We start from the raw sequence: 25557 nt of genomic DNA, 5'->3' as shown, positions 1-25557 counted from the left end.
ATCGGCGGACACTGTCGGGGGCGTCGCCTACCGTGACCCCATGACCGCAGCGACGGCGACCAGCGGAGCGGGCGTGACCCACGGCGGCCCGACCGGTCGCGACCCCGCCGGTGCCGCCGGGCCGGCGGCGGGCCCGGCCGACGCGGCGTTCGAGGCGCACCGCGTCGGGCTGACCGGTTACTGCTACCGGATGCTCGGTTCGATCTTCGACGCCGAGGACGCGGTGCAGGAGACGCTGCTGCGCGCCTGGCGCGGGCACGACGGCTTCCAGGCCCGGTCCTCCACCCGGACGTGGCTCTACCGGATCGCCACCAACGTCTGCCTTGACCAGTTGCGGGGGCGGGCCCGGCGGGCCCTGCCGATGGAGTTCGGCGGGCCGGACGAGCCGGTCCTCGCCGCGCTGGGCGCGCCGGCGTCCGAGCGCTGGGTGGGCCCCGCGCCGGACGCGGCCGTGCTGCCGGCCGGTGACCCGGCGGCGGTGGCCGAGGCCCGCGAGTCGGTCCGGCTGGCGTTCGTCGCCGCTCTGCAACACCTGCCGCCCCGGCAGCGGGCCGTGCTGATCCTGCGCGACGTGCTGCGTTGGCGGGCCGACGAGACCGCCGAGCTGGCCGGAGCCTCGGTCGCGGCGGTGAACAGCGCCCTCCAGCGGGCCCGCGCCACCCTGGCCGCCCGCGACGGGCTGCCGGGCGCCCCGCTCGACGGGCGGCAGCGCGACCTGCTCGACCGCTACGTCGCCAGCTTCGAGCGCTACGACATCGACTCGCTCGTCGCGCTGCTGCGGGAGGACGCGGTGCAGAGCATGCCGCCGTTCGCGCTGTGGCTGCGCGGCCCCGGGGACATCCGGCGGTGGATGCTCGGCCCGGGTGCCGAGTGCCGCGGCTCGCGGCTGGTGCCGGTGTCCGCCAACGGTGGCACCGCCTTCGCTCACTACCGCCCCGACCCGGCGGGCGGGCACCGGCCGTTCAGCGTCCACGTGCTCGAGTTCTCGGCGGGGCGGATCAGCCGGCTCACCCACTTCCTCACGCCGGAGCTGTTCGCGCGGTTCGGGCTGCCGCCCCGCCTCGGCCCCTGAGCCGGGCCGCCGCGCCCGCCCCGACCCGCCGGGCGATGAGTTCCGCAGGCCCGGGCCGTCCACCCCTCGTACGCCACGACAAGGAGAGCGACATGTTCACGGACACGAAGGCGATGAGCAGCTTCGCGGTCGACGACGTCGACCGGGCGCAGCGGTTCTACGCCGACACGCTCGGCCTGCGGGTGTCGCGGGACGACGCCATGGGCGGCCTGCTGACGCTGCACGTCGCCGGCGACCGGGACATCCTGGTCTACCCGAAGGAGGACCACACCCCGGCGACCTACACGGTGCTCAACTTCCCGGTCGACGACATCGACCGGGCCGTCAACGAGCTGACCGGGCGCGGCGTCCGGTTCGAGCGCTACCCCGGCATGCCGCAGGACGACAAGGGCGTCATGCGCGGCCAGGGGCCGTCGATCGCCTGGTTCACCGACCCGGCCGGCAACATCCTCTCGGTGCTCCAGGAGGGCTGACGCGGTGACCCCGGCGTCCGCCGCGCCCCGCCCGTGAACCGGCGGGCGGTCAGGCGGAGGCGGCGGGGCGCAACTCGGCGACCAGTTCGTCGTCCTCCATGGCGCCGGTGGGCGTGAAGCCCAGGCTCGTGTAGAGCCGGGCGGCCGAGGCGTTGTCGGGGTGGTAGGAGAGCCGGACGGGGTGCCCGCCGTCCTGGGCGGCGAGCCACGCGGCGAGGGTGCGCACGGTCGCCCGGCCGACGCCCCGGTCCTGCTCGGCCGCGTCGACGACCATGCCGCCGATCCAGCGCGAGCCGTCGTCGTCCACGCCCCACATGACGTGCCCGACCACCGTCTCGTCCGCGTACACGGCGAGCGAGTTCCAGACGTCGGAACGCATGGTCAGCAGCAGGTAGCGGGCGGCCAGGGCCGCCACCCAGGCGCGCTGGTCGTCGCGGGGGGCGACGTCGGCCACCGCCCGCCAGTTGTCGTCGTCCACGGGACGCAGGGTGACCCGGCGGCCCGCCCGGTCGAGGATGCCAGAATCGATCACCCGGGCAGCCTAGGAGCCGCCCGGCAGCCACGCGACGGGATTCCCCCGGCGGCGAGCTGCATCTCGCCCTTCAGGTGGCAGGAGACGAAGACGGTCCGACCCTCGGCGTCAGTCGAGCAGGGCGTCCAGGCCGACGGTCAGCCCCGGCCGGTTGCGGACCGCGCGGACGGCCAGCAGCACGCCGGGCATGAACGACGCCCGGTCGTACGAGTCGTGCCGGATGGTCAGCGTCTCGCCGGTGGTGCCGAAGAGCACCTCCTGGTGGGCGACGAGGCCGGTGGCGCGTACGGCGTGCACGCGTACCCCCTCGATGTCGGCGCCCCGGGCGCCCGCCACCTCGTCCTTGGTCGCGTCGGGCACCGGGCCCAGCCCGGCCTCGGCGCGGGCGGCGGCGATCAGCCGCGCGGTGTGCGTGGCGGTGCCGCTGGGCGCGTCCAGCTTGCGGGGGTGGTGCTGCTCGACGATCTCGACCGACTCGAAGTGCCGGGCCGCGCGGGCGGCGAACCGCATCATCAGCACCGCGCCGATGCCGAAGTTGGGGGCGATCACCACGCCCACGCCGGGCTTGCGGGCCAGCCAGCCGCGCACCCGCTCCAGCCGCTGCTCGGTGAAGCCGGTGGTGCCGACGACCGCGTTGATGCCCTGGTCGATGCACCAGTGCAGGTTGTCCATGACGACGTCGGGAGTGGTGAAGTCGACGACCACCTCGGCGCCGGCGTCGGAGGCGTTGAACAGCCAGTCGCCCTGGTCGACCATGGCCACCAGTTCCATGTCGCCGGCGGCGTCCACGGCCTTGCACACCTCGACGCCCATCCGGCCCCGGGCGCCCAGCACGCCGACCCGGATCGGCTCGTCCGCGCTCTTCTCCTGCTCGTCAGTCACGGGGCACAACCTATCCCAATCGGGACGTCCGCATCCCGGCGGACCCGAGGCAGGGCCCGGCCACGGGCGTGGACGGGTGGCGCGGGCGGTCAGCGGGCGGAGAAGTCGCCCTCGCCGAACGGGCCGACCACGGCCAGCGACATCGGCCGGCTCAGCAGCTCGGCGGCGAGGGTGTTCACGTCGGCCACGGTGACCGCGTCGACCCGGCGGAGCAGCTCGTCGACCGGCATCAGGTCGCCGTAGAGCAGCTCGCCCTTGGCCAGCCGGCTCATCCGCGAGCCCGTGTCCTCCAGGCCCAGCACGAACGAGCCCTTGCTCATCCCCTTGCCGCGGGCCACCTCGGCCTCGGTCAGGCCGTCGGCGGCCACCCGGGCGAGTTCGGCCCGGGTCAGCTCCAGCACCTCGTCCACCTTGCCGGGCGCGCAGCCGGCGTAGACGGCGAAGAGGCCGCTGTCGGCGTACTGGCTGGCGTAGGAGTAGACCGAGTAGGCCAGGCCGCGCTGCTCGCGGATCTCCTGGAACAGCCGGCTCGACATGCCGCCGCCGAGGACGTTGTTGAGCACACCGAGGGCGAAGCGGCGCTCGTCCAGCCGGTCGATGCCGGGGCAACCGAGGATGACGTGCGCCTGCTCGGTCTCCTTCGGTTCCACCAGGGTGGCGGCGGGCCTGGTGCGTACCGCCGGGGTGGCCGACCGGTGCGGCGCCGGCACCGCCGGGTCGGTGTCCAGCGGGGTGCCGCGCAGCGCCTGGCGGACGAGCTTCACCACCGCGGTGTGGTCCAGGTTGCCGGCGGCGGCGATGACGATCTGCGGGGCGGTGTAGCGGCGGCGGTAGAAGCCCTGGATCTGCCGCCGGGTCATCGGGGTGACCGTCTCCTCGGTGCCGGAGATCAGCCGGCCCAGCGGGTGGTCACCGTAGACCGCCCGGGCGAAGAGGTCGTGCACCTCGTCGCCGGGCTCGTCGTCGTGCATGGCGATCTCTTCGAGGATCACACCCCGCTCGGTCTCCACGTCGGCCGGCTTCAGCACCGAGTCGGCGACCAGGTCGCACATGACGTCGATGGCCAGCGGCAGGTCCTCGTCGAGCACCCGGGCGTAGTAGCAGGTGTATTCCTTCGTGGTGAAGGCGTTGGTCTCGCCGCCCACCGCCTCGATCTCGGAGGAGATGTCCAGGGCGCTGCGCTTGTTGGTGCCCTTGAACAGCAGGTGCTCCAGGAAGTGCGCCGCGCCGGCCTGCGGGCCGGTCTCGTCGCGGGAGCCGACCGCGACCCAGATGCCGAACGACACGCTGCGCATCGCCGGGATCGCCTCGGTGAGCACGCGCAGCCCGCTGGGCAGCACGGTACGGCGTACCGTGCCGCCCAGCGGGTCGTCACTGATCGTGCGGGTCACCGCCCGGGAGGCGCCGCCGGAGCGGGCCCCCCCGGTGCTGCGGAACGCGGCGTCCGAGGGGCCCGGGAACGACGCCACCCCCCGTCGATCCGGCGGAAACGGCGCACGAACGGCCCGACTCACGTGTTGTTGCTCCCAGATCGACGAGGGGTGGGTGGTGCGGTGTGCTGGTGCGTCAGCTGTGCCGGGTCCGGCGGCGCGGACGCTCGCCGCCCTCGCCACCCTCGCCGCCGCCCTGGCCGCGCTCGCCGCCGCCCGGGCCACGACCGCCCCGGTCGCCGCCGCGCTCGCGGTCGCCGCGGTCGCGCGGGCCCCGGTCACCCCGGTCCCGGCCGGCCGGACGCTCGCCACCGGCGGCCTCGCCGGCGGCCGGCGCCTCGGCGCCCTCCGGGCGGACCTTGTCCAGGTAGATCTTGCCGCGGGCGTCGATGTCGGCGATCTCGACCTCGACCTTGTCGCCGACGTTGAGGAAGTCCTCGACCTTCTCGACCCGCTTGCCGTCGCCCACCTTGGAGATGTGCAGCAGGCCATCGCGGCCCGGCAGCAGCGAGACGAACGCGCCGAACGCGGCCGTCTTCACCACGGTGCCGAGGAACTTGTCGCCGACCTTCGGCAGCGTCGGGTTGGCGATCGCGTTGATCCGCTCGACCGCGGCCTGGGCCGACGGGCCGTTGGTCGCGCCGACGTAGATCGTGCCGTCGTCCTCGATGGAGATCTCGGCGCCGGTCTCGTCCTGGATGGCGTTGATGGTCTGACCCTTCGGGCCGATCACCATGCCGATCTTGTCCACCGGGATCTTGACGGTGGTGACCCGCGGCGCGTAGTCCGACATCTCGGCCGGGGCCTCGATGGCCCGCTGCATCACGTCGAGGATGGTCTGCCGGGCCTCGTGCGCCTGCTGGAGCGCGGCGGCCAGCACGTCCGACGGGATGCCGTCGAGCTTGGTGTCGAGCTGGAGCGCGGTGACGAAGTCCCGGGTGCCGGCGACCTTGAAGTCCATGTCGCCGAACGCGTCCTCGGCGCCGAGGATGTCGGTCAGCGTCACGTACTGGGTCTTGCCGTCGACCTCGTCGGAGATGAGGCCCATGGCGATGCCCGCGACCGGCGCCTTCAGCGGCACACCGGCGGACAGCAGGCCCAGCGTCGAGGCACAGACCGAGCCCATCGAGGTGGAGCCGTTGGAGCCGAGCGCCTCGGAGACCTGCCGGATGGCGTACGGGAACTCCTCGCGCGACGGCAGCACCGGGATCAGCGCCCGCTCGGCGAGCGCGCCGTGGCCGATCTCGCGTCGCTTCGGCGAGCCGACCCGGCCGGTCTCACCGGTCGAGTACGGCGGGAAGTTGTAGTTGTGCATGTAGCGCTTGGACTTCTCCGGGGAGAGGGTGTCCAGCGACTGCTCCATGCGCAGCATGTTCAGCGTGGTGACGCCCAGGATCTGCGTCTCGCCGCGCTCGAACAGCGCCGAGCCGTGCACCCGCGGCAGCACGCCGACCTCGGCGGTCAGCGGGCGGATGTCGCGCGGGCTGCGGCCGTCGATGCGGACCTGCTCGCGCAGCACCCGGTTGCGGACCTCGGACTTGGTCAGCGACCGGAGGGCGGCGCTGAGCTCCTTCTCCCGGCCCTCGAAGCGCGGGCCGAGCTCGGCCAGCACGCGGGCCTTGATCGCGTCCAGGGCCTCCTCACGGACCGCCTTGCCGGCGATCTGCAGGGCCTCGGCGACGTCGGCGCGGGCCACGTCGGCCACCGCGTCGTACGCGTCGTCCTGGTAGTCCAGGAAGACCGGGAACTCGGCGACCGGCTTGGCGGCCACGTCGGCCAGCTCGCTCTGCGCCCGGCACAGCTCGCGGATGGCCGGCTTGGCGGCCTCCAGGCCGCTCGCCACGACCTCCTCGGTCGGGGCGGGGGCCCCGCCGGCGACCAGCGCCACGGTGTGCTCGGTGGCCTCGGCCTCGACCATCATGATCGCGACGTCGCCGTCGGCCAGGGCACGGCCGGCCACCACCATGTCGAAGGTGGCCCGGGCCAGCTCCTCGTGGGTCGGGAAGGCGACCCACTGGCCGTCGACGTGCGCCATCCGGGTCGCCCCGATCGGGCCGGAGAACGGCAGGCCGGAGAGCTTGGTCGACATCGACGCGGCGTTGATCGCCACGACGTCGTAGGGGTGCTGCGGGTCGAGCGCGAGGACGGTCTCGACGACCTGGACCTCGTTGCGCAGGCCCTTGACGAACGACGGGCGCAGCGGCCGGTCGATCAGCCGGCAGGTGAGGATCGCGTCCTCGCTGGGGCGGCCCTCACGGCGGAAGAACGAGCCGGGGATGCGGCCCGCGGCGTACATCCGCTCCTCGACGTCGACGGTCAGCGGGAAGAAGTCGAACTGCTCCTTCGGCTGCTTGCCGGCGGTGGTGGCGGAGAGGACGACCGTCTCGCCGAGCTGGGCGATGACGGAGCCGGCGGCCTGGCGGGCCAGCCGGCCGGTGGAGAAGGTGATCTCACGGGTGCCGAAGGACCCGTTGTCGATCACGGCGGTGCGGGATTCGGTGCCGAGGTTGGTCTCGGTCATGGTGCTGTCGTGCTCCTTCGCATCGGGGGCCCACGACGCGGGAGCTGCTCAGACGGCCGGTCTTCGATCGAAGCGCCCGGGTGGCCGGCGAGATGCCGGGGTGCCCGGGGGCCACTACCGGAGACCGGTACGCTGACCCGCTCCCTTTCTCGAGTGGTCGCGTGGCCCTGTTCTCGGGTGGTACCGGAGCGGGGGAGCAGCCCGGGTCAGGCCGCTCCCCCGTCACGTCACCGGCGCAGACCGAGCCGCTCGATGAGCGACCGGTAGCGGTTGATGTCCTTCTTCTGGACGTAGTTGAGCAGCCGACGGCGACGGCCGACCAGCAGCAGCAGCCCGCGGCGGCTGTGGTGGTCGTGCTTGTGCACCTTCAGGTGCTCGGTGAGCTCGGCGATCCGCTTGGTGAGGACCGCGACCTGCACCTCCGGCGAACCGGTGTCGCCCTCGGCGGTCGCGTACTCCGCGCGGATCTTGGCCTTGGCTTCCTGGTCGAGCGCCATGTTCTCCCTGTTTCGTGGGTTGTTCGATGATGTCCGTCGGATCGGTCGGTGGACCGGAAACGGACCGGTACCTCGCACCCGCGGCGTCGTGCAGGCACGCGAGGCCCCACGTCGGTCAGCCGACGTCCCCGCCAGACTACCAGTACGGCCGGGCGCCGGCCGGTCAAGGGCCGCGAGGCGGTCAGTCGAGGGCCCGGCGGGTGCGCTCGACGTCCTGCCCCATCTGGGCGATCAACGGCTCGATCGCGTCGTATCGGATCTGCCCGCGCAGGTGTGCGACGAAGTCCAGCGCCAGCCGCTCACCGTAGAGGTCGCCGGCGAAGTCCAGCACGTACGCCTCCACCCGCCGTTCCCGCCCGGAGAAGGTCGGATTGGTGCCGACCGACACCGCCGCCCCCAGCGGTTCGGCGTGGCCCCGGCGCACCAGCCGGGCGGCGTAGACGCCGTCGGCGGGCACCGCCGCGTACCGGTGACAGAGCAGGTTGGCGGTGGGGAAGCCCAGCTCGCGGCCGCGCTGGTCGCCGCGGACCACCACGCCCTCCAGCCGGTGCGGGCGGCCGAGCGCGGCGGCGGCCGCGCCCACGTCCCCCGCGTCGACGCAGGAGCGGATGTACGTGGACGAGAAGACGGTGCCCGCCTCGGCGACCAGCGGGGCCCCCTCGACGCCGAAGCCGAAGGTGCGGCCGAGCCGCTCCAGCAGCGCCACGTCGCCGGCGGCGCGGTGCCCGAAGCGGAAGTTCTCCCCCACCACCACCAGGGCGGCGTGCAGGTGCTCGACCAGGATGTCGTGCACGAACGCCTCGGCGGGCAGCCGCGAGAACTCCGGGGTGAACGGCACCACGCACAGCACGTCCACGCCGAGCGCCTCGATCAGCTCGGCCTTGCGGGCGGGCTCGGTGAGCACCGCCGGGTGCGAGCCGGGGCGGACCACCTCGGCCGGGTGCGGGTCGAAGGTGACCACCACCGACTGCACGCCCAGCTCGCGGGCCCGGGCCACGGCGTGCCCGATGGTCGCCTGGTGCCCCTTGTGCACGCCGTCGAAGACGCCGATGGTGACGACCGACCGCCCCCAGCCACCGGGCGCCGCGTCGTACCCCCGCCACCGCTGCATTGCGCTCCTCCCTGCCTCCGCGGCGGCCCCGCACGGGCCGCCGTTCCCCCGCCCCGCCGTCAGGCGGGGGCGAGCACGATCTCCGCGCGGGCCCGGCCGTCCCGCTCGCTGACGATAGCGATCAGCCCGCCGTCGGGACCGAAGACCGCGTAGGGGCCGGGAATGCCGGCCGGGTCGAGCGGCCCGCCGTGGGAGAGCACCTTCGCCTCGTCGGCGCCGGCGTCGCGCCGCGGGAAGAACCGGTCGGCCGCCGCGGCCAGCGGCAGGTGGACCACCTCGGGCGCGCGCCGCTCCAGCTCGTCGAGGGTGGCGGCCTCCGCGAGGGTGAAGCCGCCGACGGCGGTACGCCGCAGCGCGGTCAGGTGCCCGCCCACCCCGAGCGCCAGGCCCGCGTCCCGGGCGATGGCCCGGATGTACGTCCCGGAGGAGCAGGTCACGTCGATGTCGACGTCCACCACGTCGGGGGTGTCCCGGCGTACGGCCAGCAGGTCCAGCCGGGAGACGGTGACCCGGCGGGCGGGCAGCTCGACGCTCTCCCCCTCGCGCACCCGCTTGTACGCCCGCTGCCCGTCGACCTTGATCGCGCTGACCGCGCTCGGCACCTGGTCGATCTCGCCGGTCAGCGCGGCCAGGGCGGCCCGGATCGCCTCGTCGGTGACCCGCCCGGCCGCGGTGGTGGCGATCACGTCGCCCTCGGCGTCGTCGGTGACGGTGGCCTGGCCGAGCCGGACGGTGGCCGTGTAGCTCTTGTGCGCGCCGATCACGTAGGTGAGCAGGCGGGTGGCCCGGCCGACCCCGATCACCAGCACGCCGGTGGCCATCGGGTCGAGGGTGCCGCCGTGCCCCACCCGGCGGGTCCGCGCCAACCGGCGGATCCGCGCCACCACGTCGTGCGACGTCATGCCGCCGGGCTTGTCGACCACGATCAGACCGTCTGCGCTCACGACACCCAAGCCTGCCAGACCGGCTCGGACGCCCTGTCGCCGCCGTACGAGGGTCGGGTGGACGGCCGGCGCGGCGTCCACCGGTCGGCCAGCGTTGCCCGCCGGGGATCGCACGGGACCACGCCGGGGCGCGGCGGGTGCGAAGATCATGCGCCCCCTCCACCCACCCCACCTGGACAGCCGAATGAGCACCGACCAGCGGCCGAGCGAGCCGACCGCGCCTTTCGACCCGTACGCCGACCAGCCCGCGGAGCCGGTCCGCGTCCCGACCTGGATGCGCGAGCCGGAGACGGAGCACACGCTGACCCGCCCGGAGCGGTTGCGGCTGGGCTGGGCGAGGCACAGCGGGAAGCTGCTGGGCGGCGTCGCCGCCCTGGTGACGCTCTCGTTCCTCGCGGTGGTGGGCACCATCGGACTCGGCGTCTACGAGCGGGTCCGCGACAACGGGCCCATCCTGCCCGACCGCCGGGCCGTGCCCGGCCAGGTCCGTCCCACCGACGCCGACGGCAACTCGGTGAGCCCGTGGGCGGCCACCCCGGCGGAGTCGTTCGCCGCCGGGAAGGACGCCATCGTCCTGCCGCCGGCGAAGGCGGCCGCGCCGTTCACCGCGAAGCAGGTCGCCGAGGGCCTGGCGAAGGTCCGGCAGGCGCTCGTCGAGGGCCGCGTCGACAGGTCGATGCTCGTGGTCAACGACCCGGAGCCCTTCCTCAGGCTGATCGCGCCGGACAACCGGGACGAGGTCCGGCGCGACCTGGCCGACGGCGCGGCGCTGAACTACGTGACCCGGGTTGACGACGAGGCCGACCCGCGGCTGGACAACGCCGACACGGTGCGCGCGCGGGGCACCGTCACCTACCGGGCGACCACCGACCCCGACGGCATCCGGGTGCTGGAGATCACCACCAGCTTCATCTGGGTCTACCACTTCGACCTCTGGCGGGCGCAGGAGTACCCGCCGGGAGCCGAACTGGTCACCGTGCGCGACGAGGTGGTCTGGCAGGTCCCGCACCCCGACGACGTCCGGTCCTCGTCCCGTGGGCTGTGGGTACACGAGGCGGCGAGCACCCTCTACAACGCCGACTGCGCCGGGATCAAGCGGGGGTTCCTGGCCCTCGCCCCCGAGGAGCCGCTGCGCAGCCGGCCCTCGGCACGGCCGACCGGCAACGTCTACGACCCGGCCTGGCGGCCCGGCGACGGCGAAAGCTGCTGAGCCGCGGGAGCGCCCGGACGGGTGTGGTCAGCGCACCGCGCCGACCACGGCCCAGCCGCCCGAGCGCAGCCGCAGCAGCAGGGCGACCAGCCGGATCACCACGAACAGCGTGAGCCCGGCCCAGATGCCGCCGAGCCCGAGGTCGAGCCCGTACGCCAGCCAGATGGCGGGCAGGAAGCCGCCGAGGGCGGCCACGATGGTCAGGTTGCGCAGGTAGCGGACGTCCCCGGCACCGATCAGCACGCCGTCGAGGGCGAACACGACGCCGGCCAGCGGCTGCATCGCCACGAACCACGGCCAGGCCAGCATCGCCTGGTCGCGTACCTGCGGATCAGAGCTGAACCAGCCGGGGACGACGCCGGCGCCGGCGGCGATGACCACCGCGAACGCCACACCGCAGGCGCCGCCGAGCAGCCCGATCCGGCGGGCGAGGGCCCGGGCCCCGGCGTCGTCTCCGCCGCCGAGCGCGGCGCCGACCAACGACTGGGCGGCGATGGCGAGCGCGTCGAGCACCAGCGCGGTGAAGAACCAGAGTTGCAGGGCGATCTGGTGGGCGCCCACGGCGGCGGCCCCGAAGCGGGCGGCCACGGCGGTGGCGGAGAGGAAGCTCGCCTGGAACGCGGCGCCCCGGATCAGCAGGTCCCGGCTGAGCACCAGTTGCTGCCCGATCAGCCGCGGCCGGGGCCGCAGCGGGACCCGCTCGGCGACCAGCGCCCCGGCGAAGAGCGCCCCGCCGATGGTCTGGGCGACCACGTTGGCCACCGCGGAGCCGACCAGGCCGAGGCCGAGCGGGTAGACCAGCAGGGGGCAGAGCACGGCGGAGAGCAGGTTCGGCCCGAGCACGAACACCAGCGGCCGGCGGGTGTCCTGCACGCCGCGCAGCCAGCCGTTGCCGGCGGCGGCGAGCAGCAGGCCCGGGGCGCCGAGCGCCGCGACCCGCAGCCACTGCGCGGCGGCGTCGGCCACCTCGCCGGGGCCTCCGGCGAGCGTACGCGCCAACGCCCCGCCGCCGACCTGCATGCCGACCGCGACCAGCACGCCCACCCCGAGCGCCAGCCAGGAGGACTGCACGCCCTCGGCGACGGCGGCGGCCCGGTCGCCGGCCCCGAAGCGCCGGGCCGACCGCCCGGTGGTGCCGTACGCGACCACGGTGCCGAGCCACGCGATGAGGGTCAGCACCGTGCCGCCGATGGCGAGCGCGGCGAGCGGCACCCGGCCGAGGTGCCCCACCACCGCCGTGTCCACGAGCACGTAGAGCGGTTCGGCGGCCAGCACCACCAGCGCCGGCAGGGCGAGCGCGGCGATCCGGCGGGGTGACGCGGCGGGGGCGGCGGCGACGGCTGGCTGACTCATCGCCGCCGATCCTGGCACGGGAACGGTAAGGATCGCAAGCAATCAGATCACTTACCGGGTCACCAGTGGACGACGGTCACGGCACCGAGCAGGAGCACTCCCCCGACGGCCACCGGCACGGGCAGCGTCCCGCCGACGAGCCACCCGGCGAGCAGCATCGCCGACGGCAGCGGGCCGCCGGGCCGCGCTAGTCGCCGAAGTACTCCGCCATCAGGCGGTCGACCCACTCCGGCCGCCGGACGCGCTCCGGGAGGAACCGACGCATCACGGGGTGGGTGACGGGATTGAGGTCGACGAAGGCCCGCAGCGGGCCCGGCAGGGTCGCCGGAACAACGAAGATGTTGCTGAAGAAGGACAGCGGGTACCGCACCGCCTGGGTCACGCCGAGCACGGCACCGGGCGACCGCATGAGCAGTGCCAGCGTGGTCCACACCCAGGACAGGCTCACGCTGAAGGCAACAAGGAGCAGCACCGCGGCGACCACGCCGAGTGCCCGGGCGGAAGAACGTCCCGTCGACGGCAGGGCGGGCTCAGGCCGGGGGCAGCTCGGCGAGCCAGCGGCGCACCTCGGCGCGGCTGCGCAGCCGGACCACCGGCAGCGCTGGCGCGTGCGTGGCGACCGCGGCGAGCAGCCGGGGCCGGGACCGGCGCGGGTAGCGCCACACGTACCGGAGGAACTCGGCGTCGATCGTCTCCGGACAGCCGGGCGGGAGGTCGGGGCGGCCGGTGGCGCGGTACGCCCACCGGCGGCGCAGCACCCGGCCGAGGCAGAGCAGCCGACCCGGGTCGCAGAGGACCAGCAGGTCGGCGCGGGGCAGGCGGAGGTCGAGGGTGCCGCCGTAGTTGCCGTCCATCACCCAGGACGGCCGGGCGGCGAGTTCGGCGACCGTGGCACGCCAGCGGGCGTCGTCGAGGGCCACCCAGCCGGGCTGCCAGTAGTGCCGGTCGAGGTGGATGAGCGGCAGGTCGAGCCGCCGCGCGACCTCGCGGGCGAGGGTGGTCTTACCGGCGCCCGAGCTGCCGACGACGAGGATCCGGCGCATGCGGGGACCGTACCGACGCACCGGCTCGGCCGCCAGGGCTCCCGGCTCCGGGCCGGCCGCCGGCAGCGCCGGGGCCCGCCGTGGGCGGGGCCGTGTCCGGCTCGCCCGGAGCGTCGGCCTTCCGACGTCCGGGTCGACCATCCGCGCACCGGCAGCCGGCGGGTCGAACGTCAGCCGTGGAGAGCGGCGGACGCCCGCGACCGGCGGTCGACGCCGGCTGGGCGGTGACGCTACCGGCGGCGGACGCCGGACGCGTCACCGCCGGTCGGCCTGGGTCACTGACGGGTGTCCATCGAAGTCTGCAGCGCGCGGCGCATCTGCTCGCGGGCCTCGTCGGTGGTCTCGGGCTTGGGCTTGCTCGGCATGGTGGTGGTCCCCTTCCAGGGCGCGGGCAGCCGCCGACGCGACGGCGGCCCTCACGGGCGGTGTGCTGAACGCCCGGCAGCGGTCCGGGGTCACCGGAGCGGCTGGTGGGCAGCGTGTGAGCCCGGGTCGGTCCGACCCTGGAGGGAGGCGTTGCCGGGTGTGGCCCCGCCGCCCACGACCGGCACCGCCACACGGCGCCGGCCGATTCCCAAGTTATCGTTCAGGTCCACATGCTGCCCACGGTTCCCGCGATCTGGACTCACATTGGTCCGTCGGGCCGTCCCGGTTCGCAGGCCGGCGGAGGGAGGCCGGCGGTCAGCGGGCCAGGAAGTGCCAGCCGAGCCACCACCAGAAGCCGAAGAGCCCGATCCGGCCGACGGGCACCGACCCCACCTCGTAGCGCATCACGTACGCGCAGACCTCGCCGAGCGTCGGGATCCGGGAACCCTCGCGCCGGGCCGCCCACTCGACGGCGGCGAAGAGCACCAGCGCCGCCAGGAAACCGCCGATCGCCATCGCCCGCATCATCGCCGCACCAACCCCCAGAACGCGGACAGCCAGGCCAGCCAGGCGGCCGACCGGACCAGCCGGTCCTCCAGCATCGGATCCGCCAGCCGGGAGAAGGTGGGGAAGTCGTCCCCGACCGCCAGCACGAACGTGGCCCCCTCGAAGACGCCGAAGACCACCACCGGAAGGGCCCACCAGGCCGCCGGGGCGCCGAGCCGGCGCGGGGCGGGGCGCCGGGGCACCCGGTTGCTCAGGCCCAGCCAGATCAACACGCCGCCGGTGCCGAGGGTCCAGAGGTTGGCCTCCGTCGAGAACGACGGGAACCGGCCGCCGACCAGCGAGAGGCAGACGAGCACCGGCACGGTGACGGCGGGACGGTCCCAGGCGCGGGGCGCCTCGACGGTGAGGTCGTGGGGCTGCTCCATCCCGCGATTCTCCCCGGACTCGCCGAGCCCCGGAAGACGGACACTCCCCGGAGCTGACCCTGATCTTCCTGTGCGGGCCCGCCGGTCAGCGCCGGTCGGGCCCGGTCAGCGCGCCGTCGAGCTCCGCGCGGATCCGGTCGACGACCTCGTCGACCGTCCCCCGCCCGGTGAATCCGGCGGCGAAACGGTGCCCGCCGCCGCCCAGCGCGACCGCCACCCGGCTGACGTCCACCGCGCCCTTGCTGCGCATCGACACGGCCCAGTCGCCGGTCGCGGTCTGCTTGACCACACAGCTCACGTCGGCCTCGGCGGTGCACCGCACCGAGTCGATCAGCGCCTCCAGCACGTACGCCGGCTGGCCGTGCCGGGCCAGGTCGTCCTGCGTGGCGTACGTCCAGACCAGGCCGTGCCCGACGGCCGCGGCCGGCTCCAGGCGCGCCCGGCCGAGCACCTCGCCGAAGAGGCGGACGGCGCCGAACGGCCGGGTGTCGAAGATCCGGCGGGAGATGTCACCGGGGCGGATGCCGGTGGCGATCAGGCGGGCCGCGAGCTGGTGCACCGCCGGCGTGGTCGCCTCGAACCGGAACGAGCCGGTGTCGGTGCTCAGGGCGACGTAGAGGCACTCCGCGATCTCCGCGTCCAGCGCGACGCCGAGCCGGGCGAGCAGCCCCTCGGCGACCACCGAGGTGGCCGCCGCGTGCGGGTCCACCAGGTTGACCCGGCCGAAGCGGGTGTTCGACGCGTGGTGGTCGAGCACCAGCGCGCCGCCGGCCGCGCCCAGCCGGTCGACCAACTCGCCGAGCCGGGACTCGCTGGCCGCGTCGAAGCAGACGACCAGATCCGGGTCCGGGTACGCCTCGGTCGCCGGCACGAGCAGGTCGAGCCCGGGCAGGCCGCGAAACGGCTCGGGCACCTCCGGCGGGCCGGGGAAGGTCGCCTGCATCCGCCGTACGCCCAGCCGGCGCAGCCCGAGCCCGAAGCCGAGCATGCTGCCCAGCGCGTCGCCGTCCGGGTTGACGTGGCAGATCAGCAGCACCCGCCCGTCCGGCGGCAGCCCCCGCACCGCCGCGACGGCCGCCGCCCAGTCCGCCTCGGCGGGGCCGGAGTCGGCCGGTGACGTCGCCTCGGCGAGGGCGCCACCGGCCGGACCGCCGGACGGTTCGGTCACCGCTGGTCCCCGCCCCGGGGCGGAGTCTCGTCCTCGTCCTCGTCGTGGGACTCGTCCTCGGAGTCCAGCCGGTACGGCTGGGCCTCGCCCGCGTACTCGGCCCTGGCGGCGAGCCGCTGCACCTCGGCGTCGGCGGTGCGGGCCTGGGCGAGCAGGTCGTCGATGTGCTTGACCTGGTCCTGGACGTCGTCGAGGACGAAGGTCAGCGTCGGCGAGTGCCGCAGGCCGAGCGCCTTGCCGACGGTGCTGCGCAGCATGCCCTTGGCGCTCTCCAGCGCCGCGGCGGTGCCGGACTGGGCCGCCGCGTCGCCGAGCACCGTGTAGAAGACGGTCGCGTCGCGCAGGTCAGCGGTGATCCGGGCGTCGGTAATGGTGATCATGCCGAGCCGGGGGTCCTTGATCTGGCTGCGCACCACCGACGCGACCAGTTCACGCACCCGCTCCGCGTGCCGGCGTACCTTGGCCGGATCCGACATTTCGCCACCTCCACGGCGTCCCGTTCCCGGCCGTCACCGCGACGCGGAGCGCCCCGGAGCCGACCGGCCAACATCTCGAACACTACCCGCGCGGCGACCGCCGCCGCGCGTCGCCGGCGGTGCGCCGGCCCCGGCCCGACGCCGGCACACCCGCACCGCCGGGATCGTCGCCGCCCGCCGCGCGCACCCGCGCCGCCGGACGTTTCACCGCCCGCCGGACGCGCGCACCCGCGCCGGCGTCAGTCCTCCTCGCCGTAGAGCCGCCGGCGCACCGAGAGCAACTCGGCCTCCGGTCGGCCGGCCACCAGGCGCTCGCAGGAGTCCAGCACCTCGCGGACGTGCGACGCCTCGGCGGCCACCACGGCCACGGCTATCTCGGCCCGACCGTGCAGGTCGAGCGCCCCGACCTCGGCGGCCGAGACCTCGAAGCGGCGCAGGGCCGCCACGATCGGGCGTACGTATGATCTCTTGGCCTTGAGCGACCGGGAGTCGCCCGGCAGCAGCAGGTCGAAGACCGCGGTTCCGGTGAACATCGCCCCGGACGATACCCGGACGCACCCCCACATGATCAAGGGGTTTACGCCTTTCGGCGTAAACCCCTTGATCAGTGGTTCACCGGATCAGGCGCGAGCCTTCTCCCGCATCTCGAAGGTCTCGATGATGTCGCCGACCTGGACGTTGTTGTAACCACCCAGGGTCAGACCACACTCGAAGCCCTCGCGCACCTCCGTGGCGTCGTCCTTGAACCGCTTGAGCGAGCTGATGGTGAGGTTGTCCGCCACCACCGAGCCGTCGCGCAGCAGGCGCGCCTTGGCGTTGCGCCGGATGATGCCCGACCGGACGATGCAACCGGAGATGTTGCCGACCTTGGACGAGCGGAAGACGTCGCGGATCTCCGCGGTGCCCAGCTCGACCTCCTCGTACTCCGGCTTGAGCAGCCCCTTGAGGGCGGCGTCGATCTCCTCGATGGCCTGGTAGATGACGGTGTAGTACCGGATCTCCACGCCCTCGCGGTCGGCCATCTCGCGGACCTTGTTGGAGGCCCGCACGTTGAAGCCGATGATCGTGACCGCCTCGGACGAGGCGCTCGCGAGCATGACGTCGCTCTCGGTGATCGCACCCACGCCCCGGTGGATGATCCTGAGCTGGACCTCCTCCGGGATGTCGAGGTTGAACAGCGCGTCCTCGAGGGCCTCCACGGAACCGGAGACGTCGCCCTTGAGCACCAGGTTGAGCGAGGTCTTCTCGCCCTCCTTGAGCTGCTCCATGAGCGTCTCGAGGGTGGCCCGGCCACGGGAGTTGGCGAACGCCGCCGCCCGCCGCCGCGCCTGCCGCTGCTCGGCGATCTGGCGCACCGTGCGGTCGTCCTCGGCCGCCAGGAAGGTGTCGCCCGCACCCGGCACCGCGGTCAGACCGAGCACCAGGACCGGACGGGCCGGACCCGCCTCGGCGACCTGGTTGCCGTTCTCGTCGAGCATCGCCCGGACCCGGCCGTGCGCCCCACCGGCGACGATCGAGTCGCCCGCCCGCAGGGTGCCCTTCTGCACCAGCACCGTCGCCACCGCACCGCGGCCCTTGTCCAGGTGCGCCTCGATGGCCACACCCTGCGCCGGCCCGTCGATCGGAGCGGTCAGCTCCAGCGACGCGTCGGCGGTCAGCAGGACCGCCTCGAGCAGGTCGTCGATGCCGATGCCGGGCTTCGCCGCCACGTTGACGAACATCGTGTCGCCGCCGTACTCCTCGGCGACCAGCCCGTACTCGGTCAGCTGCTGGCGGACCTTGTCCGGGTTGGCCTCCGGCTTGTCGACCTTGTTGACCGCCACCACGATCGGCACGTCGGCCGCCTTGGCGTGGTTCAACGCCTCGATCGTCTGCGGCATCACGCCGTCGTCGGCCGCCACCACCAGCACCACGATGTCGGTCACCTGGGCACCACGGGCACGCATGGCGGTGAACGCCTCGTGACCCGGGGTGTCGATGAAGGTCACCGCCCGGTCCTCGCCCTCGTGCGGGACGTGGACCTGGTACGCGCCGATGTGCTGGGTGATGCCACCCGCCTCGCCGGCCACGACGTTCGCCTTGCGGATCGCGTCGAGCAGCTTGGTCTTACCGTGGTCGACGTGACCCATGACGGTCACGACCGGCGCACGGCTGACCAGGCGGTCCTCCGCGACCTCGGCGTCGAGGTCGATGTTGAACTGCGCGAGCAGCTCGCGGTCCTCGTCCTCCGGGCTGACGATCTGCACGTTGAAGCCGAGGTGCTCACCCAGCAGCTGCAGGGTGTCGTCGGAGCACGACTGGGTCGCGGTGACCATCTCGCCCAGGTTGAACATCTCCTGGACCAGCGAACCCGGGTTGGCGTTGATCTTGTCGGCGAAGTCCGACAGCGAGGCGCCACGGGAGAGCCTGATGACCTGACCCTGACCCCGGGGGGCACCCGAGCTCATGGTCGGGGCCGACAGGTTGTCGAACTCCTGTCTGCGCTGCTTCTTGGACTTGCGACCACGGGTCGGCCGGCCACCCGGACGCCCGAAGGCACCCGCGGCGCCACCGCCACGGCCACGGCCGCCGCCACCGGGACGACCACCGCCACCGGCCGGGGCACCCGGACGGAAACCGCCGCCGGGAGCACCGCCGCCGCCACCACCGGGGCCACCACGGTAGCCACCGCCACCGCCGCCACCACCGGGACCGCCGCGGAAGCCACCGCCACCGCCGCCGCCACCGGGACGGAAGCCGCCGCCACCGGGACGACCCGCGCCGCCGCCGGGGCCGCCACGCCCGCCACCGGGACCGCCGGGGCGACCCGTGGTGGGCCGCTGGCTCGGCATGGAGGCCGGGCTGGGCCGGGGCGGCATGGAGGCCGGGCTCGGCCGCGGCGGCATGCCCGCCGGGCTGGGCCGGGGACCGCCGGCACCGGCGGCCGGCGGCCGCTGCTGCTGCTGACCGCCCTGGATGCCGAACGGGTTGTTGCCGGCGCCGCGCGCCGGCGGACGACCACCCGGCCGGGCACCCGGGCCCGGCTGCGGGGCGCCGGGACGACCCGCGGCCGGGGAACCCGGACGGGGCGGCACGGCGTTCGGGCCGGGACGCGGACCCGGACGGGGACCACCCTCGGTCGGGGGCTCCCGTCGGACGTTCTCCCGCTGCTGCTGGCGGGCGGCCTGCGCGGCCTTGACCGCGGCCTCCTGCTCAGCCTTCAGCGCGGCGGCGCGCGCCTCGGCGGCCGCCACCTCGATGTCGTGCGCGCTCGCCGGCTTGGCGACCGGGGTCGCCGGCTGCGGCGGGCCGGGGACCGGGCCCTTGGGCTTCGGTCCAGGGGTCGGCGCGGCCGGCCGCCGCGGCGGCATCGGCTTGGCCGAGACCCGGGGGGCACCCGGGGTCGGGGACGGCGTCGGGGTCGGTGCCGGGCTCGGGGCAGCCGCCGGAGGGGCGGCCGGCGCCGAGGACCCACCGGCGGACGCGACGAATGCGCCACGCAGACGTCGGGCGACGGGCGCCTCGACGGTGCTGGACGCGGACTTCACGAACTCGCCCATCTCCTTGAGCTTGGCGAGAACGGTCTTGCTTTCGACCCCGAGCTCTTTCGCAAGCTCGTGTACGCGGGCCTTACCTGCCACTGCACTCCTCACTCCGAGGTCGTGCGGGCAGCACCCGCAGCGACCTCACTCGTGCACTTGAAGCCTGGTCATTTCAGGGACTTCATCGTGTGCTCATGTCGGTCGTCCTACCTTGCTAGCGACCCTCGCCCGGTCGGGCTGACCGGACGTAGTGGTTGGCGCATCGACGTGCTCCGCGAGCTCACCGTGGTCGAGGACCCCGGTGACGCGCAGCGCCCGCCCGAAGGCGCGCCGCCGCACCGCTTGCGCGAAGCAGGCCGGATCCGGGTGCATGTTCGCTCCCCGACCCGGCAGCCTGCGGGCCGGATCGGGCCGGAGGCTGTGACCAGCCTCGTCGCCGACCGCGACGATCCGCAGCAATTCGCTGGCCGGCGCACGTCGCCGGCAACCCACACAAGTGCGCTCCGGCAGCGCGCGTCGTACCACTGGAGAAAGTCTACCCCTAGGCGCCCGAGATCGCGCTGCCCGGCTCCGGGACGTGATCAGCCCCGCTCCGGCCGCTCGCCCCGGCCTGCTCCGCGTCGGACCGGATGTCGATCCGCCAACCGGTCAGCCGGGCAGCAAGCCGGGCATTCTGCCCCTCCCTGCCGATGGCGAGGGAGAGCTGGAAGTCCGGCACCGTCACCCTGGCCGTCCGGGTGGCCAGGTCGACCACCTCGACCCGCAGCGCCTTGGCCGGCGACAACGCGTTGCCGACGAAGGTCGCCGGGTCGTCCGACCAGTCGATGATGTCGATCTTCTCGCCGTGCAGCTCGCTCATCACCGCGCGGACCCGCTGGCCCATCGGGCCGATGCAGGCCCCCTTGGCGTTCACGCCCTGGGCGGTGGAGCGGACCGCGATCTTCGTACGGTGACCCGCCTCACGCGCGATCGCGCCGATCTCGACCGTGCCGTCGGCGATCTCCGGCACCTCGAGCGCGAAGAGCTTCTTGACCAGCGCCGGGTGGGAGCGGGACAGGGTGATCTGCGGGCCGCGCATCCCCTTTGCCACGTGCACCACCACGCAGCGGATCCGCTCGCCGTGGACGTACCGCTCGCCGGGCACCTGCTCCGACTGCGGCAGGACGCCCTCCAGCTTGCCCAGGTCGACGGTGACGATGCCCTTCTCCGCCCGCGCCTCGTGCGCCTGCACCACGCCGGTGACCAGGTCGCCGTCGCGGCCGACGTACTCGCCGAAGTGCACCTCGTCGGTGGCCTCCCGCAGCCGCTGGAGGATCACCTGCTTGGCGGTCATGGCGGCGATCCGGCCGAAGTCGTGCGGGGTGTCGTCCCACTCCCGCACCACCGTGCCGTCGTCGTCCAGCTCCTGCGCGTAGACCAGGGCCGCGCCGGACTTGCGGTCGATCTCCACCCGGGCGTGCGGTTCCGCCCCCTCGGTGTGCCGGTAGGCCGTCAGCAGCGCGGTCTCGATCGCCGCGAGGATCGTGTCGAACGGGATCTCCCGCTCGCGCTCGAGTGCGCGCAGCGCCGCGAGGTCGATGTTCACCTCTCCTCGTCCTCCACATCATCTTCGTCGTCGAAGTCGTCGGTGTCGTCCATGTCGTCGGGTTCGTCCGTCTCCTCGATCTCGTCGAGGCGGTTGAACTCGACCTGCACCCGGCCGGGGCCGAGCTCGGCGTAGGTCCACGCGGCGCGGCCGGTGTCGGTCTCCAGCACCACGCGTTCGTCGTCGGCCTCGACCACCCGGCCGGTGACCTGCCGGTCGCCGGCGGGCTGCCCGGCACGCTGCCCGGGCGGAGCGCCCGCGCCGCGGGCGGTCACCTTGACCAGCCGCCCGACGTTGCGCCGCCAGTGCCGGGGCAGGGTCAGCGGCCGGTCCACGCCCGGGGAGCTGACCTCCAGCTGGTATTCCCCGGCGACGATGTCACCCCCGGACTCCTCGGCCGCGTCGAGGGCCGCGGAGACGGCCCGGGAGACCTCGGCGACGGCGTCCAGGTTGATCCCGCCGTCGGCGTCCACGATCACCCGCACCACGTGCCGGCGGCCGGCCCGGGAGACGGTGAGCTCCTCCAGGTCGTAGCCGGCGCCGGCGACCACCGGCTCGATGACCTCACGCAGCCGGGCCCGCCGAGCGGCCAGGTCGCCGCGCGGGCCGGCGGCGCGTTCCCCGCCCCGGGGGGCGTCGGCGCGCCGGGGTCTGCCCGCCGGACCCGTCGACCTCGTGGCACGGCCACGCTGCGTCATCTCCGCACCCTTCTCGTGATCGACGGCGCCCCGATCGGTCGCCATGCCGGCACGCCACCGGAGCTGACGCGCCGGTGGCTGCGCAGAGCGTAACGCGCCTGCCGGGCACCGGACCGGGCGGCGCACCGACGCCGGTGGCCCACGTACGGCCGGTGATGGTGTTGACTTGTCCGGTGGCGACGGGCAGAACGACACAACGTGGCGGAGCAACCGGGCATTCCCGGCGAACGGTGCTGCGCGCCGGGGCACTCCTGGCACTCGGCGGCGCGACGGCGCCGCTGACCGGCTGTGATCTTCTCGACCGCGACGACGATCCCAGTCCCGGGCCCGACCCGCTCACGCCGCTGCTCGACGAGGCGCTCCGGCTCGCCGCCGGGCACCGCGACGCCGCCGCGGCGCACCCCGCGCTGGCCGGCCTGCTCACCCCGATCGCCGAGGCGCACGGCGCGCACGCGGCCGAGTTGGCCCGGGTGATCGGCGTGCCGCTGCCCTCGGCGCCCGCCGCGGCCACCCCCGCCCCGGCGGCCGACCCGGCCGCCGCCCGGGCCGCGCTGCGGGAGCGCGAGCGCACCGGCCGGGAGACGGCGACCAGTGCCTGCGCGGCGGCGCCGGCGGAGCGGGCCGCCCTGCTCGCCTCGATCGCCGCCGCCCGGGCCACGCACGTGGAGGCACTGAAGTGACCGCACCGACACCGACACCGACCGGGCCGGCCGGGGCGCTGGGCGCGGCGCTCACCGCCGAGTACGCGGCGATCTGGGCCTACGGCCCCATCGGGGTACGCCTCACCGGCGCGGCCCGGACCGCCGCCCGCGAGGCGGAGGCCGCGCACCGGCGCCGCCGCGACGACCTGGTGATGCAGCTCAGCGCGGGCGGCGGCGCCGTCCCGGCCGACCGGGCGGGCTACGCCCTGCCGTTCCCGGTGACCGACCGGGAGAGCGCGCTGCGGCTGGCCGTCGAGGTGGAGGAGCGCACCGCGGCGTTCTGGCGGGCGGCGGTGCCCGCCACCACCGGCGCCGACCGCGACCGGGCGCTGGCCGCCCTGGTCGAGTACGCCCTGCGGGCGACCCGCTGGCGCCGGACGGCCGGGATCACCCCGCTGACCGTGCCGTTCCCCGGCCGGCCCGCCTGACCGCCGCTGCCGGCGGTGACGCTCCGGTTGCGGGTCGCATACCAGGTATGCATACTCCGGAGCCATGTCCATCCGTCACGGGCTGCTCGCCCTTCTCGAACGCGGCCAGATGTACGGCTACCAGCTCCGCGCCGCGTTCGAGGAGTCGACCGGCTCGACCTGGCCGCTGAACATCGGGCAGGTCTACACCACCCTGTCCCGCCTGGAGCGGGACGGGCTGGTCCGCTCGCTCCCCGAGAGCGAGGCCGGGCAGCGCCCGTACGAGATCACCGACGCCGGGCGGACGGACCTGGCGTTGTGGTTCGCCACCCCGATCAGCCGCACCGACCGGCCCCGCGACGAGCTGGCGATCAAGCTGGCCCTCGCGCTGACCACGCCCGGCGTCGACGTGCGCTCGGTGGTGCAGACCCAGCGCAGCGCGACCATGCGGACGCTGCAGGAGTTGACCCGGTTGAAGTACGCCAGCGACCGCCCGGAGGACCTGCCGTGGCGGCTGGTGCTGGACGCCATGGTCTTCCAGGCCGAGGCCGAGGTGCGCTGGCTGGACCACTGCGAGACGAGCCTGGTGCGCTACCGTCCGACGGGGCCCGGCCGCGCGCCGACGACGCCCGCCGAGGCGGTGGACCGGGCGGACGAGGAGGCGCGACGGTGAGCGTGGGCAGCGGGCCGACGGGCGGCAGCCCGGCCCCGGCCGTGCTCGACGTGCGCGACGTGCACCGCACCCACGGCACCGGGCCGGCGGCGGTGCACGCGCTGCGCGGCGTGAGCCTCGCCGTCCACCCGGGCGAGCTCGTCGCGGTGATGGGGCCCTCCGGCTCCGGAAAGTCCACCCTGCTGGCCCTCGCCGGCGGGCTGGACGCCCCGACCGCCGGGGAGGTGCTCGTCGAGGGCGAGCACCTCGGCGCCCTGGACCGGCGCCGCCTCGCCCAGGTGCGTCGCCGCCGGATCGGCTACATCTTCCAGGACCTGAACCTGCTCGGCAGCCTCACCGCCGTGGAGAACGTCGCGCTCCCCCTGGAACTCGACGGGACCGGCGTCCGGCGGGCGCGCCGGCTGGCGCTGGACGCGCTGGCCGAGGTGGGCCTGCCGGAACTGGGCGACCGGTTCCCCGACCAGCTCTCCGGCGGCCAGCAGCAGCGGGTGGCGATCGCCCGCGCGCTGGTCGGCGAGCGCCGGCTGGTGCTCGCCGACGAGCCCACCGGGGCGCTGGACTCGCAGACCGGCGAGGCGGTGCTGCACCTGCTTCGCCGGCGGGTCGACGCCGGGGCCGCCGCGGTCCTGGTCACCCACGAGGCGCGGCACGCCGCCTGGGCCGACCGCGTGATCTTCCTCCGCGACGGGGTGCTGGTCGACTCGACGGCCCCGCTGGGCAGCGCGGAGCAGCTGTTGACCGGCAGCGGTCGGTGACGGCGGGCCGGGGCGGCCGGCTCGCGGGCGCCGTCGGCTCCTGGTGGGTGGCGCTGCGGATCGCCCGCCGGGAGGCCCGACGGGCGCGGGGGCGTACGGCGCTGGTGCTCGCGATGATCACGCTGCCGGTGCTGGTGCTGACCTTCACCGCGGTGAGCTTGGACATGTCCGAGCTGACCCGGGCCGAGCGGACCGAGCGACAGCTCGGTGTCGCCGACGCGGAACTGCTCTGGGTGGCGCGCGGGCCGGTCACCCAGGACTCCTGGGGCGACGGCTGGGTGTCCGACCACGACGCGACCCCGCCGGCCGGACGGGTCACCGCCGAACAGGTCACCGCTCTGCTGCCGGCCGGGAGCCGGGTCGTCCCGCTGCGCCGCTGGGTGAGCTTCGACGCCCGGGTCGGTGACCGGGTCGACCGGGACGTCACCGGCCGCGCCGTGGACCTCGCGGACCCGCTCGGCCGGGGGCTGGCCCGGTTCCGTTCCGGCCGGGCGCCGGCCGGGCCGGACGAGATCGCGGTGAGCCCCGCCGCGCTGCGCCGACTCGACGTCCGTCCCGGTGGCACCGTCACCTCCGGGGACGGCTCCCGCTCGTGGCGGGTGGTCGGGGTGGTCGAGTACCCGGACGACCTGGGACCGGTCGTCACGCTGCACCCGGCGACCGCTGGCCCGGCGGACGCCGAGCCGGACATGACCTGGCTGGTGGACCTGCCCGGGACGGTGGACGAGGCACTGTTCCGCCGGCTCAACGACCACGGCGTCGTGGTCCACGCCCGCACCTCCGCCCCGCCCTCGGGGGTGGACGTCGTCGGGCCCGAACCGTTCTCCTCGGTCGACGTCGAGGGGATGAGCGTCTCGGTACTCGTCGGCGGGCTGGGGCTGCTGGAGGTGGTGCTGCTCGTCGGCCCGGCCTTCGCGGTCGGCGTACGGCGGCGGCGCCGGGACCTCGCGTTGGTCGCGGTGGCGGGCGGCGACGACGCCCACCTGCGCCGCATCGTGCTGGCCGACGGCGTGGTGCTGGGCGCCCTCGGGGCGGCCACCGGGCTCACGCTCGGCGTCGCCGTCGCGTTCGCCGCGCGGCCGCTGGTCGAGCAGCACCTCTACGGCGCGCGCTTCGGCGGGTACCGCTGCTGGCCGGAGGCCCTGGCGGCGGTCGCGGCCGTCGCGGTGCTGTCCGGCGTGCTGGCCGCGCTGGCCCCGGCCTGGGC

The 25557-nt window shown here is 74.7% G+C and carries 27 protein-coding genes; 8 read left to right on the top strand and 19 right to left on the bottom strand.

Annotated features, from left to right (window positions below):
* Positions 1 to 40 precede the first annotated feature (40 nt).
* Both AB0L34_RS15290 and AB0L34_RS15285 read left to right on the top strand, forming a co-directional pair.
* Positions 41 to 1072: a sigma-70 family RNA polymerase sigma factor gene (locus AB0L34_RS15290; RefSeq protein WP_363705131.1), complete on the top strand. Its 1032-nt coding sequence runs from the start codon at positions 41 to 43 to the stop codon at positions 1070 to 1072.
* A gap of 92 nt (positions 1073 to 1164) precedes the next feature.
* Positions 1165 to 1545 (top strand): VOC family protein, encoded by a 381-nt coding sequence (locus tag AB0L34_RS15285; RefSeq protein ID WP_363705130.1) that lies wholly within the window; start codon positions 1165 to 1167, stop codon positions 1543 to 1545.
* A gap of 49 nt (positions 1546 to 1594) precedes the next feature.
* Here the strand turns inward: AB0L34_RS15285 and AB0L34_RS15280 are convergent, their stop codons facing one another.
* The 7 genes from AB0L34_RS15280 to truB form a co-directional block, all read right to left on the bottom strand.
* On the bottom strand, positions 1595 to 2077 hold the full coding sequence (locus AB0L34_RS15280; RefSeq protein ID WP_363705129.1) for a GNAT family N-acetyltransferase: 483 nt from the start codon (positions 2075 to 2077) through the stop codon (positions 1595 to 1597).
* 108 nt (positions 2078 to 2185) lie between these two features.
* The gene (dapB, locus tag AB0L34_RS15275) at positions 2186 to 2959 is read right to left on the bottom strand and encodes a 4-hydroxy-tetrahydrodipicolinate reductase (protein ID WP_363705128.1); all 774 of its coding nucleotides are present in this window, start codon (positions 2957 to 2959) and stop codon (positions 2186 to 2188) included.
* An 89-nt stretch (positions 2960 to 3048) separates the two neighbouring features.
* A complete protein-coding gene (locus AB0L34_RS15270; RefSeq protein WP_363705127.1) occupies positions 3049 to 4473 on the bottom strand; it encodes a pitrilysin family protein in 1425 nt (474 codons plus the stop codon).
* 52 nt (positions 4474 to 4525) lie between these two features.
* On the bottom strand, positions 4526 to 6910 hold the full coding sequence (locus tag AB0L34_RS15265; protein ID WP_363705126.1) for a polyribonucleotide nucleotidyltransferase: 2385 nt from the start codon (positions 6908 to 6910) through the stop codon (positions 4526 to 4528).
* Positions 6911 to 7137: 227 nt separating this feature from the next.
* Positions 7138 to 7407 carry a 30S ribosomal protein S15 gene (gene rpsO, locus AB0L34_RS15260; protein WP_043962418.1) on the bottom strand — a complete coding sequence of 90 codons (270 nt, stop codon included), beginning with the start codon at positions 7405 to 7407 and terminating at the stop codon, positions 7138 to 7140.
* A gap of 181 nt (positions 7408 to 7588) precedes the next feature.
* On the bottom strand, positions 7589 to 8518 hold the full coding sequence (locus AB0L34_RS15255) for a bifunctional riboflavin kinase/FAD synthetase (protein ID WP_357454239.1): 930 nt from the start codon (positions 8516 to 8518) through the stop codon (positions 7589 to 7591).
* Positions 8519 to 8577: 59 nt separating this feature from the next.
* Complete coding sequence (truB, locus tag AB0L34_RS15250) at positions 8578 to 9462, bottom strand: tRNA pseudouridine(55) synthase TruB (protein WP_357454242.1); 885 nt, start codon at positions 9460 to 9462, stop codon at positions 8578 to 8580.
* 184 nt (positions 9463 to 9646) lie between these two features.
* Here truB and AB0L34_RS15245 point away from each other — a divergent pair, with 184 nt between their 5' ends.
* Positions 9647 to 10672, top strand: coding sequence for a hypothetical protein (locus AB0L34_RS15245; protein ID WP_363705125.1), 1026 nt, complete (start codon positions 9647 to 9649; stop codon positions 10670 to 10672).
* 27 nt (positions 10673 to 10699) lie between these two features.
* Here the strand turns inward: AB0L34_RS15245 and AB0L34_RS15240 are convergent, their stop codons facing one another.
* The 12 genes from AB0L34_RS15240 to rimP form a co-directional block, all read right to left on the bottom strand.
* Entirely contained in the window at positions 10700 to 12025 is a 1326-nt protein-coding gene (locus AB0L34_RS15240) for an MATE family efflux transporter (RefSeq protein WP_363705124.1), read from the bottom strand.
* A 187-nt stretch (positions 12026 to 12212) separates the two neighbouring features.
* Positions 12213 to 12497 carry a hypothetical protein gene (locus AB0L34_RS15235; RefSeq protein WP_363705123.1) on the bottom strand — a complete coding sequence of 95 codons (285 nt, stop codon included), beginning with the start codon at positions 12495 to 12497 and terminating at the stop codon, positions 12213 to 12215.
* Positions 12498 to 12555: 58 nt separating this feature from the next.
* Positions 12556 to 13068 carry an AAA family ATPase gene (locus AB0L34_RS15230; RefSeq protein WP_363705122.1) on the bottom strand — a complete coding sequence of 171 codons (513 nt, stop codon included), beginning with the start codon at positions 13066 to 13068 and terminating at the stop codon, positions 12556 to 12558.
* A gap of 681 nt (positions 13069 to 13749) precedes the next feature.
* Complete coding sequence (locus AB0L34_RS15225) at positions 13750 to 13959, bottom strand: DUF6186 family protein (RefSeq protein WP_357453725.1); 210 nt, start codon at positions 13957 to 13959, stop codon at positions 13750 to 13752.
* Positions 13959 to 14366: a hypothetical protein gene (locus AB0L34_RS15220; RefSeq protein ID WP_350680576.1), complete on the bottom strand. Its 408-nt coding sequence runs from the start codon at positions 14364 to 14366 to the stop codon at positions 13959 to 13961. Before AB0L34_RS15220 ends, AB0L34_RS15225 begins: the two co-directional genes overlap by 1 nt.
* A gap of 85 nt (positions 14367 to 14451) precedes the next feature.
* Positions 14452 to 15429 carry a bifunctional oligoribonuclease/PAP phosphatase NrnA gene (locus tag AB0L34_RS15215; RefSeq protein WP_363705139.1) on the bottom strand — a complete coding sequence of 326 codons (978 nt, stop codon included), beginning with the start codon at positions 15427 to 15429 and terminating at the stop codon, positions 14452 to 14454.
* Between the two features lie 101 nt (positions 15430 to 15530).
* Entirely contained in the window at positions 15531 to 16010 is a 480-nt protein-coding gene (gene rbfA / locus AB0L34_RS15210; protein ID WP_357453209.1) for a 30S ribosome-binding factor RbfA, read from the bottom strand.
* Positions 16011 to 16249: 239 nt separating this feature from the next.
* A complete protein-coding gene (locus AB0L34_RS15205; protein WP_091096658.1) occupies positions 16250 to 16543 on the bottom strand; it encodes a DUF503 domain-containing protein in 294 nt (97 codons plus the stop codon).
* A gap of 87 nt (positions 16544 to 16630) precedes the next feature.
* Positions 16631 to 19630 carry a translation initiation factor IF-2 gene (infB, locus tag AB0L34_RS15200; protein ID WP_363705121.1) on the bottom strand — a complete coding sequence of 1000 codons (3000 nt, stop codon included), beginning with the start codon at positions 19628 to 19630 and terminating at the stop codon, positions 16631 to 16633.
* 93 nt (positions 19631 to 19723) lie between these two features.
* Positions 19724 to 20056, bottom strand: a complete 333-nt coding sequence (locus AB0L34_RS15195) for a YlxR family protein (RefSeq protein WP_350704988.1) — start codon at positions 20054 to 20056, stop codon at positions 19724 to 19726.
* Positions 20057 to 20072: 16 nt separating this feature from the next.
* Positions 20073 to 21116, bottom strand: coding sequence for a transcription termination factor NusA (gene nusA, locus AB0L34_RS15190; RefSeq protein WP_357453215.1), 1044 nt, complete (start codon positions 21114 to 21116; stop codon positions 20073 to 20075).
* Entirely contained in the window at positions 21113 to 21814 is a 702-nt protein-coding gene (gene rimP, locus AB0L34_RS15185; RefSeq protein ID WP_363705120.1) for a ribosome maturation factor RimP, read from the bottom strand. The genes nusA and rimP overlap by 4 nt, the downstream gene beginning before the upstream one ends.
* A gap of 230 nt (positions 21815 to 22044) precedes the next feature.
* Here rimP and AB0L34_RS15180 point away from each other — a divergent pair, with 230 nt between their 5' ends.
* The 5 genes from AB0L34_RS15180 to AB0L34_RS15160 form a co-directional block, all read left to right on the top strand.
* On the top strand, positions 22045 to 22494 hold the full coding sequence (locus tag AB0L34_RS15180) for a hypothetical protein (RefSeq protein WP_357693945.1): 450 nt from the start codon (positions 22045 to 22047) through the stop codon (positions 22492 to 22494).
* Positions 22491 to 22943 (top strand): ferritin-like domain-containing protein, encoded by a 453-nt coding sequence (locus AB0L34_RS15175; RefSeq protein ID WP_363705119.1) that lies wholly within the window; start codon positions 22491 to 22493, stop codon positions 22941 to 22943. Before AB0L34_RS15180 ends, AB0L34_RS15175 begins: the two co-directional genes overlap by 4 nt.
* A gap of 64 nt (positions 22944 to 23007) precedes the next feature.
* The gene (locus AB0L34_RS15170) at positions 23008 to 23595 is read left to right on the top strand and encodes a PadR family transcriptional regulator (RefSeq protein WP_350704982.1); all 588 of its coding nucleotides are present in this window, start codon (positions 23008 to 23010) and stop codon (positions 23593 to 23595) included.
* Positions 23592 to 24350: an ABC transporter ATP-binding protein gene (locus AB0L34_RS15165; RefSeq protein WP_363705118.1), complete on the top strand. Its 759-nt coding sequence runs from the start codon at positions 23592 to 23594 to the stop codon at positions 24348 to 24350. The genes AB0L34_RS15170 and AB0L34_RS15165 overlap by 4 nt, the downstream gene beginning before the upstream one ends.
* The coding region (locus tag AB0L34_RS15160) for an FtsX-like permease family protein (RefSeq protein ID WP_363705117.1) at positions 24347 to 25557 on the top strand (1211 nt) is incomplete at its 3' end. The genes AB0L34_RS15165 and AB0L34_RS15160, both read left to right, overlap by 4 nt.

This window comes from Micromonospora sp. NPDC052213 (assembly GCF_040679695.1).
GTDB lineage: Bacteria > Actinomycetota > Actinomycetes > Mycobacteriales > Micromonosporaceae > Micromonospora.
Note: the sequence above shows the minus strand (reverse complement) of the source record. Positions and strands in the feature narration are given on the sequence as shown.